We start from the raw sequence: 13,318 nt of genomic DNA on the forward strand, positions 1-13,318 counted from the left end.
CGCTTTTATAGGCTTTTCTAGTCATAGCCGCAGTTTTAGGCAACATCCACTTATGGTATTGGCGGCATTGCTATCCACTCCCTGTCTTCAGATTTACTTTATAAATCAGCTCTAAGTCCAGAAGCTGCTAGAACGAAAAAGAAAACTAAAAGTGTGCCTAGAGTGGTGCCCATATTTGGCAAAAGGAAATCGTTACTAAGCCCATTCTAGACTCGCTGACAGAGTTATAGCAGGATACCGATTACCAGCCGGATCTGGCAAACCAAAGCAGCAGTATGGATGCCACGCACAAAGTAATAAATTGCAAAACAATTATTTGAACTAACCACCGAATTGTTAAGATAATTTTCATAGCCTTCTCCTCACTTATATCTGACTGAAAAATTGCAGATGTCTCCAATATTAGCGATTGGTTAATCCGGTCTTGTGATGAAAGAGGTGCCTAAATGTGACAATCGCTGTCCAGGTTTGTGATAATCGTCACTTCCACCTCATCTTAGGCACTAAATTTGGCTGTATCGACAACTGGAATAACCAAAAACAGAATCATTGTGGCTTTCCCCTTCAGGCGAACAGCCCTTTTCGTACACTATTGGTGAATCATAACAATACTCTTTTTTAACACGATGCTGGAGGTTTCCCCTAACCCCCCAATCATCTCGGATTTATGAGGAATTCTAAGTATAATAAAGCCCGATGAACCGGATTCGTCTTGCCTGGTTGCAGCTAAAGTATTACCAATTCGTCAACTTTCCTAGTATAGATTGCGAGTTTTTCCAGAGAATTCCATACTTTTTTAAGAAATAGACTCATTTTACAGATCTATGCAATTAACATTCGCAATGAGAAAGCCTCCAGTCCGCCGCCACCGCTGGTTTGAAAGATTGATGGCAATCATTGCCACGATCAACTTTGTTTTAGTGTTGTTTGACCTCAGTTATATACCCTGGCGTGATTTCTACCTTCGGGAAATTCCCAGTCTGATTCAGGTGTACGATCCAATTAAAGGAATTGAACCGCATCGAGAAACACAGGCTTATCTCAATCGGGTGAACGAACTGGAACAGCAAGTGATGCAGACTGGGCTAGAGTCAGCAGAGGTAGAAAGCTTGGTACAGGACTTGCGTAGCCGCAGTAATGAAATGATTGAGGATAATCCATTTGCGCTGGCGAAGAAAAGCGGTGCTTTAGAAAAAATTAAGAATCAAGTGCGCGATCGCGTGGGTAAGGAATCTGCACATCAAGCCTTTAATGAATTTTGGAGTCAAGCTTATCTTTCCCAAGCCGGTTGGCAGCAAGAACTCAACTTCTTTAATACAGAAACTCGCCCCCTGATTCAGACTAACTACTATCGCAGTTTGGGAATCAATGGGAAATTTTTTGATGAATTTTGGTTGCTTGACTTACCGTTTACAATTTTATTCGCTCTCGAATTTTTGGTTCGCACTTTCTATATCAGACGCCAATATCCTAACTTTAGCTGGCTACAGGGAATGCTGCGGCGATGGTATGACCTGTTTTTGCTGCTACCCTTGTGGCGGTGGCTGCGAGTCATTCCGGTAATGGTTCGCCTCTATCAATCTGAATTACTAAATTTTGAGCCTGTACGGCAGCAAATTAACCATGATTTTGTAGCTAACTTCGCTGAAGAATTGACTGAAATTATGGGGATACAGGTAATTAACCAAATGCAAGGAGCGATTCAACGCGGCGATCTCGCACGCAGGCTGTTTCATCCGGGGAATAGCCGCCCCTATATTAATATCAATAACACTAATGAGGTGCAAGCGATCGCAACCCGCCTGATTAACCTCAGTGTCCATAATGTTCTCCCCAAAATTCAGCCTGATTTAGAAGCTTTAGTACATCACAGTCTAGAAAGTAGTCTCAATCAATTTCCGGTTTTTCAGCAATTCCAAAATATTCCGGGTTTGAGCCGTTTACCTAGCCAGATTAGTGAAAATCTCGCTAAAAATTTATCTCAAACTGCTTACAGCAACGCCCTGAAAGCAGTTGAAGATCCAGTCGGGACAGAATTAACGACTCGGTTAATTGATAACTTTGGAAAAGCTTTAGAGGTGGAATTACAGAAAAAAGACAACTTTAAGGAAATCGAATCTTTACTGGTAGATATGTTAGAAGAAATCAAAATTAACTACGTTAAAGGCATTGCCGAAGCCGGAATGGATAAAATCTTAGATGAAGTGGAACAATTGCACCAAATTGTTCGGCGATAGATTAAGAATTTACCAGTTTTTTTTCAAACTTAGCCTGGAATGAGCTAGGGATACGGTATTGCCGTGTCCCGGAGAGTGGCATCTACGCAACTCAGATGTTGCTATATTTCTTATCTTCTCTCCGGAAAACGAGGGAATAGAGAGATAAGGGAAGGGAGAAATCCTATTTGCGATGCTTAAAGAGAGGATAGAACCCCTTCTATGTAAATTTTTACAATTGAAATGCTCCCAAATAGTAGAACTTTGGCTGTCTTTGCTGTTACTCGAAAAAATATGCGCTAACACTATCTATATCCACTCGTGAAGTGCATCGCTTAAGCTTAATCTTCCAGTCATCTCAAAATTAGCGAGGCCGCTATGAAATCAATCGTGAGTAGTGTTAGCTTGTTGCTAGCAGTACTACACCTGGTGGGAATCAGCACAGAACGGGTACAGGCACAAGCAATCATTCCAGCACCCAATACTACTGCCACCGTATCTGGTGCGGAAGGGAAGATTCTTCTGGCACAAGCTGCTACCCCCACCAAATTAGACAATGCTTTCGACCGAGAAAATTTAACGGATATAGTGCCGCAAATTGAGCAAACGTGGGAAAAACAATATGAAGATTACTTTCGGCTCAATTTCTCCGACGAGTCAATTACAGCAAAGGATGTCGCCGATACTCTAGGCAAAATCGCGGTTCAAACGGGTCAAAAGCCTGCTCTAATTTATGTAGTGCCTAGAGCAAAACAACTAGAACTGGTGTTGATTACTCCGGGGAATCAACCGATTCACAAGCGCATCTCGGAAGCGAAGAGTGAAGTCCTGCTCAAAGAAGCGGCAAAGTTTAGAGAAAATATCGTAGATCCCAGACATCGGAATAGTACCCGCTACCTGCCAGCAGCGCAGCAGTTATATCAGTGGATCGTTGCGCCACTGGAGGCAGATTTAAAAACAAATAAGATAGACACGCTAATCTTTTGTGTGGGTGCTGGTTTGCGGACTATACCGCTGGCAGCATTCCATGATGGGCAAAAGTTTCTGGTGGAAAAGTATAGTATTGGGCGCATTCCTGCCTTCAAACTGACAGATACTCTCTATGTCTCTCTGAAGAATTCGCAAGTTCTAGCAATGGGTGCGTCAAAATTTAAGGAGCAAACTCCCTTGCCTGCGGTGCCAGTGGAGTTATCTGCGATCGCGCAAAAGCTATGGCAGGGTAAATTCTTCTTAAACCAACAATTCACCCTGGCGAATCTGCAATCGCAACGCGCCTCAGAACCTTATAAAATTATTCACTTGGCGACTCATGCTTTCTTCGAGCCGGGAGACCCGAGCAACTCCTACGTTCAGTTATGGGACGCGAAACTAACACTGGATAAGATGCGGCAATTACGGTGGAACTCTCCACCCGTGGAACTGTTAGTCCTGAGTGCTTGTAGAACTGCTCTCGGCGATAAACAAGCAGAATTAGGCTTTGCGGGGTTAGCCGTTAACTCTGGAGCGAAGTCTGCTGTCGCCAGTTTGTGGTCTGTTAGCGATGAAGGAACCTTAGCGCTGATGACAGAGTTTTATCGGCAACTGAAAGCTGCGCCGATTAAAGCAGAGGCGCTCAGGCAAGCTCAGATAGGGATGTTGCAAGGGAAAGTACGCTGGCAAGATGGTCAGTTGCACAGTTCTAGAGGGGAGATATCCCTGCCGCCAGAACTGGCAGGAATTCAGAACGTGAATCTATCGCATCCCTACTATTGGGCTGCCTTCACCTTAGTCGGCAGCCCCTGGTAATTTTTAATTGAATTAAAGAGGTCGATAGACGCGATAGTTGATTTCGGGGAAGATGTTGTCAATTTCCTCCACTTTTTCTAGCCAACCGCTGTCGATTTTGCCATCTTTGATTTCGTCGTAGAGTTTGTGGAAACGCATCAAGTGCGATCGCGTTCTTCTCACCGCATAAGGCACCATCGTTCCGGTTCGCATAATAAACGCCCAGTCAGAAGATTGTGCTAGCAGCACTTCCCGCGCCGCTTGATTAAGCGCTTTCCACTCCAGCTCATCCGCTGGTTCCCGCCGCGCCAGCTCGATCATCCGCTCTGCTGCCTTATGCAAGTGCGGGTAAATCCATGCGTTCGTTTCATTCAGCCAATACTCGTGGAAGCCTTTATAACCCCAACTCGACTGAGAAGGACGGCAGACTTGCTGCGTAGGATTCTCTTGTAAATAATCAGCCAAATGCGTCATCCGATACGTGCCTTGGTCATACCAAGACTTGCGGAACAGATAATCGATAAACCAAGGACCTTCGTACCACCAGTGACCAAACAATTCCGCATCGTAAGGCGAAACAATGATTGGCGGACGCTGCATAATGTGGTGCAAATGCTCAACTTGCCGCTCTCGGTTATAGGTAAAGTTAGCAGCGTGTTCAGCAGCCTTTTCCCGCGCCCAATAAGGGTCATAAAGTTGCTTATCGCCCAACCCTAAACCGCGCCCAGTAATCTTGTGATATTTGATGCCCGTATTCTTCCGCTGACCGTTGGGCATGATGTAGGGCTTAATGTATTCGTATTCCGCTTCCCAGCCCAAATCTTTGTAAAATTCCCGATATTCCGCCGCACCGGGATAGCCTACTTCCGAAGACCACACCTGTTGGGAAGACTCGTGATCTCGACCAAAGGCAGCAACTCCGGTTTCTGTAAAGATGGGTGCATAAGAGCCAAAGCGGGGACGGGGACGGGCGTAGAGAATACCATGTCCATCCGTCAGGAAGTAGCGCAATCCCGCATCAGCGAGCATCCGCTCTAACCCTTCATAATAGGCGCATTCCGGCAACCAAATCCCTTTAGGAGGACGCCCAAAGTTTTGCTCGTAGTGTTCTACTGCGACCTGAATTTGTGCCCAGACTGCCTGAGGATACATCTTCATCAGCGGCAGGTAGCCGTGCGTTGCGCCGCAGGTGATGATCTCCAGGTTATTACTATCTAAAAATTGCTTAAACGCCGTTACCAAGTCGCCGTCATAGCGTTCCCAGGTTTGACGAATCTCGCTAAATTCATGAACGTAATGTTCGGCAAGATAGCGAATATGACCGTTATTCGCATTATGCTCAACTTCTAGTTCAACGAGTTCTTCCAGTTTCGCTAAGTGGTCATCGTAGCGCTCTTGCAGTAGCGGATCGCGCAGCATCGACACCAAAGGCGGTGTCATGCTCATGGTGATCTTGAAGTCAATGCCGTCCCGCTTTAAGCCTTCAAATACGTGCAGCAGAGGAATGTAGGTTTCGGTGATGGCTTCAAACAGCCACTCTTCTTCCAGAACGTAGTCACTTTCAGGATGCCGCACGAAGGGCAGGTGGGCATGGAGAACAAGAGCAAGATAGCCGATGGGCATAGTAATTCTGGGGTCTTAGATGGACATGAAATTGAAGCAGGCTGGGCAAAATTGAATTTATTTTAAGATTTTACGGCGAAAGCGAGTCAGCATTCGGCGGGGATTCCCAATAAGTTCCGGTGGTGGTTCGCCTATCCTGGTAATTGACGATCGATTTGCCTGCTCTGTTTTGAAATCAGCGTAAAGTTCAACCTGTGCTAAAAAAAGTAACTTTGACACTTAGCCTGTTAACCGGCGCTCTTTGCGTTGGTGGCTCTTTTCAATCTACGTTCGCCACTCCCCTTATTGTTGCCCAAGAAGCACCTGTCCAAACACCCGCCCCAGAACCAAAAGTCGCTCCATCCGCACCAGCTTCAGAAGCCTCCCCGGCAGCCTCCCCAGCACCGACCACTCAACCAGCGTCGTCTGAGGTAAAGCTGACTTTAGAAGATTTGCCTGCTGGGTTTCAGGAACTCCCACCGGATGTAGCCGTTGAGATTGCCTCCAAATTGGATGTTCTCAGACAACAACTAACGCAAGCGAACATGAAGCCGGAGAACTTCTTTGCTTTCGTTAATCCGGAGAACTACCAAATCGTTTTGGGCTTCACTGGAAATATGCCAAATCAGCCCGAACAAGCTAATTTTGATGCGGGTCTGCAAGAAATGCAGAACCCTCAGAAGCAACAACAGATGTTGAGCCTACTGCGGGAGAGACTCAAAGCATACCAGGGACTAGAAGTTGTAGAATACAAACCCCTGCCGGAACTGAATAACTTGGGGAATGCTTCTAGTGGGATGACGCTGGCTCTGAAGATACAACAGCAACCTGTGCGGATGGATATCGCTGCTTTTCGCCGAAATTCGACAGGAGCGCTAACAGCGGTGATGTACGTCAATGGGAAAAAGCCTGCGGTGCAGGTAGGAGATGTGGTTCGCAAGCTAGATAGCCGGATTTTGCAGGTGTCTCCTGCTGCCAATCTGCCTCGCGCCCGCTAAAGATCGATAGAAAGCGCTAGCAATCTCTCTTATGCGATAGAAGGCGATAGAAGGCAATCGCGTTTCCCAACCAGATTTAAATCCCTTTCGGGGACTTAAATCTGGTTGAAAGTTCGCGGTTTTTCTTTCCCCCGATACAGGCGGAATCGAATTTGAGTGAGATATGCTCGCAGATAAACCCACCGGGCAATAGGAATTAAACGATGGATGACAAGCCGGGAATCGTGTCTGAAGAGACAGAAGCAAACTCCTCAACTTCTGTCTCAAAAACAGACCATGCGGAATCTTTAACGCAATCCACGGATGTCAAGAAGCCATCGTTCTTCGATTCAGTTGCGACTGCTGGGCAAGCAGTGGCGAAAACAGTAGCCGGAGTCGGCATGGCAGTTGGTAACACTGCCTTCCAGACAGGGAAAGCTGTGGCGACAACGACGACTGGGGTAGCCCAAGCGGCGGGAAAACAAGCGCAAAAATTGCTCGAACAAACCACACAAGGCGCAGGGCGTGCAGTGACTTTTGTGGGCGACAACTCATTTTTGCGGCACGTCACGAAGGCGTTACCCACGAATTGGTTGCTGGGAATTATCAATCAAGTTGATGTCGTAAAAGCTGAAGCGGATGTTCAAAAGCTACAGCAAAAGTATCCCGACGAAAAACCGAATCAGATTGCCCATCGTCTGATGATGGAGAAAGCGGTTTATGGAGGCGGGATGGGACTGGCGACTAGCTTGTTGCCGGGAGCAGCATTGGCGTTGCTGACGGTTGATTTGGCAGCAACGACGCTATTGCAGTCGGAGATGGTTTATCAGATTGCGGCGGCTTATGGATTAGATTTGAAAGATCCCGCGCGTAAGGGTGAAGTGCTGGGAATCTTTGGTTTGTCTTTGGGCGGTTCTCGTGCAATTAAGGCGGGTTTGGGTTTGTTAAAAGCGACGCCAGTAGCAGGTGCGGCAATCGGTGCTAGCGCGAATGCGACGATGATCTATGCGCTGGGGTATGCGGCTTGTCGCTTTTATGAGGCACAGATGCATTCTGAGGCATCGACGGAAAAGCTGGTAGAGTCTCAGGCAGCAAGTGAGAAGTATTTAGAAACTGCGATCGCGCAACAAGCGATTATGGATCGGATTCTGGTTCATATCATCGTGGCGAGTCATCCGGGCAAATCTTGGGAAGATATCTTACCGTCGTTACAAGCTGCCAAACTTAGCCCTGCTTCTCTAGAAGCGATCGCCAATAACATCAATCAACAACAGCCTTTAGATACGCTTCTAGATCAACTCAATCGGGACTATGCGTTGCCGCTGTTAGCTCAGTGCCATACAATCTCCCAACTAGATAGCGCAGTAACGCCAGCAGAATCCCAAGTCATTGAAAAAATTACCCAAAAATTTGATGTTGACGTAGAAGCAATTAAAAAAATTGCCAGTTCGATACAAGGCTGACAGACTCTACTAACGCTTGTGCGCGATCGCTCTAATCACTCCAGTCTGCTTCAAAAAGCGAAGATTGGGGAACGAATCTAGTGCGTTTTTGTCTTTTGAGTGTTAGTCAAGCTTTTGATCTGGGAATCCTAGGAGGGAGACGAACTAAATTTCTCTCCTGCGATCGCTGCTAGCCATGACGAAACAGTGGAATTTTCGACAACGAACCAGCGCCGGGGAAGAAGCACGCACTAGCGTTGCAGCTTTGATGAACAACAAAGTGTGCAACCAGGGGTACGACTTCTCTGCCCGGACTATATTCTGTAGCGCTACGTCAGCATCAATAAGTTTAAGTTTGATTGCCTCATCGCTTGCCTCTGAAAAACTCACCCCTCAGCTTCTTTCTCTTGTAATCAAAGCGGAGAATTACTTCTCTTTCCTAGCAGGATAAACGTTGCAGGAAACGTTTCCTGGTACAAGAGACGAGATTCATAAAAATTAGGAACTCCAAGTAACTAAATAGGCAGGTAAAAATAAATTTAAAAAATTAATTTTTAACTCAACTTAAGAATTGTTCGGTTGTTTGAATTTCTTGATGATTAGGTTTGTATACTTACTGATAACTCTTTCTGGTTATGACTGAACAAATCTCTCAAATAGCGGCGATGTTTGAACTTGGAGAATCAGAAAGTATTCTTGATAAACTCCCGCCCGAAGCCAAAAAATGGGCCGAAAGCTTGCCTTGGAGCCAGCGCCGTTATGTGCTGTCATTGTGTCATCTAATGTGTGCGGCTACTCCAGAAATGCAAGCCGAATTTCTGGATGATTATACGGCTACTGGCTTAGTTGCCAAAAGACTTCAAGACAAAAATACTCAGCAACGGGTCCAAGACTATTTAACACAATTTCACCTTAAGTTAGACTTAAATGAATCAGTTTTAAGAAGTTATATTAGACAGTTTTATATTCATTCAGCTCAAGATGTAAGTAGGCAGCCCGAATTGTACTTAGAATCAGCTCTGCGGCTAGTTCTAAGTTCAGAAGAACGCAACAACGTATTTAACTACATCTTGGGGTTTGAACTGATTAAAATGATGTTTAAAATGAGCTGGTTGCAGCATGAAAGACTATACCAGCTACAAATTAATCAAGAAGAGTTTTTAAATACTTATATAAAACCCATTCAACATGCTCATCGAATTAATGCAATCGTTGTTCCTAGTCCTAAAAGTCGATTTTTTGACAAACGTAATTATTTCGTACAAAAACCTGTAATTAGTGAGAAAAAGTTAATACAGCTAGTCATCGCTACTTTTAATACGGATTTAGTTACTCATTTTGGTTTTACAATTATTCGACATCTCAACTCTTTAGTTTTTGACTATGAATATATCTTTGAGGATGAACAAGAAGGTGTATTTAAATAATCCTAATTTGCTTTGGGCTTAAAACTTTATTAGGTTGATCGCGTTAGCCAAGCACAGGGTATGCAGTGCTATAGCCTGGGATGACTGAAACCTCCCTACTCCATAAAGTTGCAAAGGTAGAGGAGGCTTGCAAGTACGTTATTTTTGAGCGCAAAAAAAGACAGGCAAAATGCCTGTCTCATAATGATTCAGTACAACGCCAAACTTAGAAATTCATCTCAGCAGCTTGCACTCTTTCAACTTGCTTCTTCTTCAAGACTAGCAAGACTTGACACAACATGATTGCAGCAATAAATGCCATCAACCACTTGATCCGGGTGGGGCTTTGCAAAACGATTTCGGCGTCCATTTGACCAAATCCACCGACGTTCGGATTGGAGGTCAGCGCTTCGCCAGCTTTAACTTCCTGTCCTTCGGAGACAACTAGCTCTGGACCTGCGGGAATTGTATCAACAACTGCATTGCCTTCTGCTGGTTGAATGGTGACTTCAGAGCCACCTTCTTCAGCTTGGGTAATGGAAGTGATGCGACCCGCTACGGAAGCGCTATAGACGGAATTGTTGCTCTTTTCACCTGTGGGGTAAACCTGACCGCGACCCCGGTTGCCACCCACGTGAATCGCGTATTTACCGAAGAAAACTTTCTTATCGGTCTGTGGATTGGGAGACAGAACGGGGAAGATAATTTCCTGATATTGATCGCCTGGAATGGGACCAACGATGACAATATTTTCTTTGTCTTCGCTGTAGGGTTGGTAGTAGAGTTCCCCAATTTTTTCCTTCATTTCTTCAGGAATTCTATCTTCGGGGGCAATTTTGAAGCCTTCTGGCAACATTAACACGGCACCCACGTTCAAGGGACCTTTGCTACCATCCGCTTGCACTTGCTGCGTGTTGGTGTCGTAAGGAACTTTTACGACGGCTTCAAAGACGGTGTCTGGGAGAACCGATTGGGGAACTTCTATTTGTGTGGGTTTGGCACCGAGGTGACAGTTAGCACACACAATCCGCCCCGTTGCTTCGCGAGGGGTTTCAGGATAGGTTTGCTGCGCCCAGAAGGGATAGGCACTCGCTGAGTGGGGAAGGGCTAGATCGCTGGCGAGGAGTAGTGACACGGTGGCGATCGCAACCAGGACGGTTTTGCAAATCGCCTGTTTGCCTATTTTGGATATCGCCGATAAAGAAACTTTTCTCATCTCTCAAGAAGGGATTCTGGGTCGAATTTCAAACAATATCTATCAGTTCTTTGTCCTTAGGTTTCGTTCTTAGTTTTTTGTCCTTTTCATCCTTCGTTTTTGGTCGGTTACAAACAACCGATGACCCATGACGACTAACTGATGACTGATAACTAAGTACCGATGACTAATGACCTTATGTCCACCAAGGATTTTCGCCGGTACGGAAGTCGGTTTCCGTCCAAGGCGTTAATGTAACCTTGTCCTCCGCCACAGTAGCGTGAACCAGTGCCAGAGACAGCGGTGCGGGTCCCCGTACCACCTTGCCGGTGCTGTCATACTGGGAACCGTGGCAGGGACACATAAACTTGTTCTCACCAGAATTCCAAGGAACAACGCAACCCAAGTGGGTGCAGACGGCGTTTAAGCCGTAATTGTCAATGGTTTTCTCCTCGGTCACGACAATGTAGGTGGGGTCGCCTCTGAAGCCTTGAACCAAGGTGCGATCGCCTGGATTATGATTAGCTAAAAAATCACTCACAATGACATCGTTGCCGATGGCATCTTTGGCAGTTAGACCACCACCCGTTCCACCACTCGAAGGGGGGACAAAATACTTAATAACGGGATACAGTGCCCCCAGAGCTGTTCCTGTAATGGTCCCAAAAGTGAGCAAATTCATAAATTGACGACGCCCCATATCGGGAACGTCTGACGAGCTAGAAAGTTGAGCCATGAGTAACGTCTGAGTGTATAGCTATGTGAACAACCCTGGGCTAAGTCCCAGATTTTGTTAAAACTTGCCCAATAAATATATACCAAGCAAGTCGCAAGCCTGTTCGCCACAAACCCTTTTGTAGAAAGGTTTACAGCCTTGCTAAGGGTATTATTACATTCTTTTGCACCGTATCATTAATTTAAGAAGCGCTCCATTTATGACGAAATGTAAAGAAAAGTAATTGCGATAAAACTATGACAGGACAAGACCTTCGCCAACTCCTGATCGACAAGTGGGGACGCTCATACGATATCCAGATCAGGCGGACTCAGGGCAAAATTTTCCTCCAGGTAATGTGGAAATACTTAGAACAGGCGTCTTTTCCGCTGTCGGAGGCAGACTACATAGCGCACTTGGAGACTGTCGCCGAGTATCTTCATGCTTGGGGTGGAGCTGACCAAGTACAACATTATATTGAACAAACGCGCGATCGCCCTCGACTCGGTAAAGCAGTCAGCATCCCCCTAGACCTGGGCGAGCGAGCCTCGGAGTGGATGCTCGAACAGTTTTAGGAGCCGTGCGTGCGATTCTCACTCAATAGAACGACAGCTTCCTGTTGGCACTATTGTCGCATTCACTGCATACCTAAACTATCTTTTGATTCGCAATAGCGACACCTGTTGTCAAGTGCTTAGTCAATTATTTTTTAAAAGATTTTGATGTATGAGGGTTTTTGGGTTGGGAAGCTCCTACTTCTCAAATCAACGTTGACGAACTCATTGCAGAATGGGTAAATTTCTGAATGGAAATTTACCGCAGCACCACAATTACCAACGGGAAAGTTGTAAGGCGAACCCTCTTGCAAGCTCGCTTCAGCCAAGACAAGGGAAAGCCAAGGGTTTCAATTCGCCCTCGGCTTTGTAAGGTATTTTCATCTGAAAATGTTTCTGAAGACAAGATTGAAAATGTTCAGCTCAGCCATTTCACCCTTGAGGTTCGTCGAGTGCAGCTATTCAGGGCGATTCCCAATACAGCAGCACTCCAGAGAGCCGAAGATGAGGCAGTTCAAAAATTAACTCGTCCAGGTTGCATCGTATTTTGCCGATCTCAGCGCCCTACGAGCTTAACCAAGCCAATCCCGCTGTAGTAGAGTCCCAAGACGGCACCCGCGAGGAGGCTTTGGGTGAGGGGGTCGGTGGAAGGCGTCAGGATGGCACCCAAAATTGCTGCTCCCAGGATCACAAACCGCCAGCCAGATAGCATTTGCCCAGAAGAGACAATTCCCAAAAAGCCGAGTAGCAGCTGAACGATCGGAATTTGAAATGCCAATCCGGTGCTAAACATCAGCAACAACACGAATTCAAAATATCGGTCAATTGACCACAGCTGCTCGACGACATCTGCCCCGTAACTGATGAAGAAATTCAGAGCGGCTGGAATTAATGCTACATAGGCAAATGCCAGTCCCCCCACAAACAAGACACCCGACCCTAAAACAACGGGTCCCACTAAGCGGCGTTCGCGGCGAGTGAGTCCTGGGAGAACAAACAGGATGAGCTGGTACAGGATAAAGGGGCTGGCTACGAGCAAGCCACTGTAACCAGCAACTTTAATGGAGACAAAGAAGTATTCTCCCGGTGCCAGCTGGAGGAACTTGACGCCCTGCGCCGGTACTTCCAGCAGTTGGACAATTGGCTTGACAAAAAGGAAGCAGCCAATAACACCTAAGGCAACTGCAATCAGCGCATAGAAAATCCGCCGCCGCAACTCCTCCAGATGGTCGAATAGAGACATCTCGATCTCAGCGGGCAGCTCATCAAGGTATTCATCTTCTAGATTGCGGTTCGCTGATTCCGGCTCCAGGCCTGGATTTAGCTGGGATGCGGTATCGACTTCTGAAGGAAGCGTCATCGGTCAAGTTTGATTTGAAGATTTCTTGACTATTGTATCCGGGTCATCCGTACCGTGCGATCGCGCATGGCTCACCGACCCTTAAAA

The 13,318-nt window shown here is 46.2% G+C and carries 12 protein-coding genes; 7 read left to right on the plus strand and 5 right to left on the minus strand.

All coding sequences use genetic code 11. The annotated features are described in order from the left end of the window. Positions 1 to 842: 842 nt before the first annotated feature. Together NC996_RS20790 and NC996_RS20795 are read left to right on the plus strand one after the other, a co-directional pair. The gene (locus NC996_RS20790; protein WP_199302996.1) at positions 843 to 2,237 is read left to right on the plus strand and encodes a hypothetical protein; all 1,395 of its coding nucleotides are present in this window, start codon (positions 843 to 845) and stop codon (positions 2,235 to 2,237) included. Between the two features lie 357 nt (positions 2,238 to 2,594). After that, positions 2,595 to 4,001 carry a CHAT domain-containing protein gene (locus NC996_RS20795; protein WP_190684275.1) on the plus strand — a complete coding sequence of 469 codons (1,407 nt, stop codon included), beginning with the start codon at positions 2,595 to 2,597 and terminating at the stop codon, positions 3,999 to 4,001. A 12-nt stretch (positions 4,002 to 4,013) separates the two neighbouring features. On the opposite strand, the gene NC996_RS20800 is transcribed toward NC996_RS20795, so the two are convergent. Next, on the minus strand, positions 4,014 to 5,603 hold the full coding sequence (locus NC996_RS20800; protein WP_190412177.1) for a glycoside hydrolase family 57 protein: 1,590 nt from the start codon (positions 5,601 to 5,603) through the stop codon (positions 4,014 to 4,016). Positions 5,604 to 5,815: 212 nt separating this feature from the next. Here NC996_RS20800 and NC996_RS20805 point away from each other — a divergent pair, with 212 nt between their 5' ends. Further along, positions 5,816 to 6,580 (plus strand): hypothetical protein, encoded by a 765-nt coding sequence (locus NC996_RS20805; RefSeq protein ID WP_190412178.1) that lies wholly within the window; start codon positions 5,816 to 5,818, stop codon positions 6,578 to 6,580. Positions 6,581 to 6,783: 203 nt separating this feature from the next. Beyond that, on the plus strand, positions 6,784 to 8,022 hold the full coding sequence (locus NC996_RS20810; protein ID WP_199302991.1) for an EcsC family protein: 1,239 nt from the start codon (positions 6,784 to 6,786) through the stop codon (positions 8,020 to 8,022). Between the two features lie 144 nt (positions 8,023 to 8,166). Here the strand turns inward: NC996_RS20810 and NC996_RS20815 are convergent, their stop codons facing one another. After that, entirely contained in the window at positions 8,167 to 8,391 is a 225-nt protein-coding gene (locus NC996_RS20815) for a hypothetical protein (protein WP_190684279.1), read from the minus strand. Between the two features lie 245 nt (positions 8,392 to 8,636). Here NC996_RS20815 and NC996_RS20820 point away from each other — a divergent pair, with 245 nt between their 5' ends. Then, a complete protein-coding gene (locus NC996_RS20820) occupies positions 8,637 to 9,428 on the plus strand; it encodes a cobyrinic acid a,c-diamide synthase (RefSeq protein WP_190524891.1) in 792 nt (263 codons plus the stop codon). Positions 9,429 to 9,633: 205 nt separating this feature from the next. On the opposite strand, the gene petA is transcribed toward NC996_RS20820, so the two are convergent. Continuing rightward, positions 9,634 to 10,623: a cytochrome f gene (gene petA, locus NC996_RS20825; protein ID WP_190684282.1), complete on the minus strand. Its 990-nt coding sequence runs from the start codon at positions 10,621 to 10,623 to the stop codon at positions 9,634 to 9,636. A gap of 175 nt (positions 10,624 to 10,798) precedes the next feature. Beyond that, positions 10,799 to 11,338 (minus strand): cytochrome b6-f complex iron-sulfur subunit, encoded by a 540-nt coding sequence (gene petC, locus NC996_RS20830; RefSeq protein ID WP_190412182.1) that lies wholly within the window; start codon positions 11,336 to 11,338, stop codon positions 10,799 to 10,801. Between the two features lie 236 nt (positions 11,339 to 11,574). Here petC and NC996_RS20835 point away from each other — a divergent pair, with 236 nt between their 5' ends. Continuing rightward, positions 11,575 to 11,892: a DUF3067 family protein gene (locus NC996_RS20835; RefSeq protein ID WP_190412183.1), complete on the plus strand. Its 318-nt coding sequence runs from the start codon at positions 11,575 to 11,577 to the stop codon at positions 11,890 to 11,892. 230 nt (positions 11,893 to 12,122) lie between these two features. Further along, on the plus strand, positions 12,123 to 12,467 hold the full coding sequence (locus tag NC996_RS20840) for a hypothetical protein (protein ID WP_190684285.1): 345 nt from the start codon (positions 12,123 to 12,125) through the stop codon (positions 12,465 to 12,467). On the opposite strand, the gene tatC is transcribed toward NC996_RS20840, so the two are convergent. After that, positions 12,428 to 13,231, minus strand: coding sequence for a twin-arginine translocase subunit TatC (tatC, locus tag NC996_RS20845; protein ID WP_190412185.1), 804 nt, complete (start codon positions 13,229 to 13,231; stop codon positions 12,428 to 12,430). The genes NC996_RS20840 and tatC overlap by 40 nt on opposite strands. Between the last annotated feature and the right edge of the window lie 87 nt (positions 13,232 to 13,318).

It is taken from the genome of Trichocoleus sp. ST-U2, assembly GCF_039961875.1.
Classification (GTDB): domain Bacteria; phylum Cyanobacteriota; class Cyanobacteriia; order Cyanobacteriales; family FACHB-T130; genus FACHB-T130.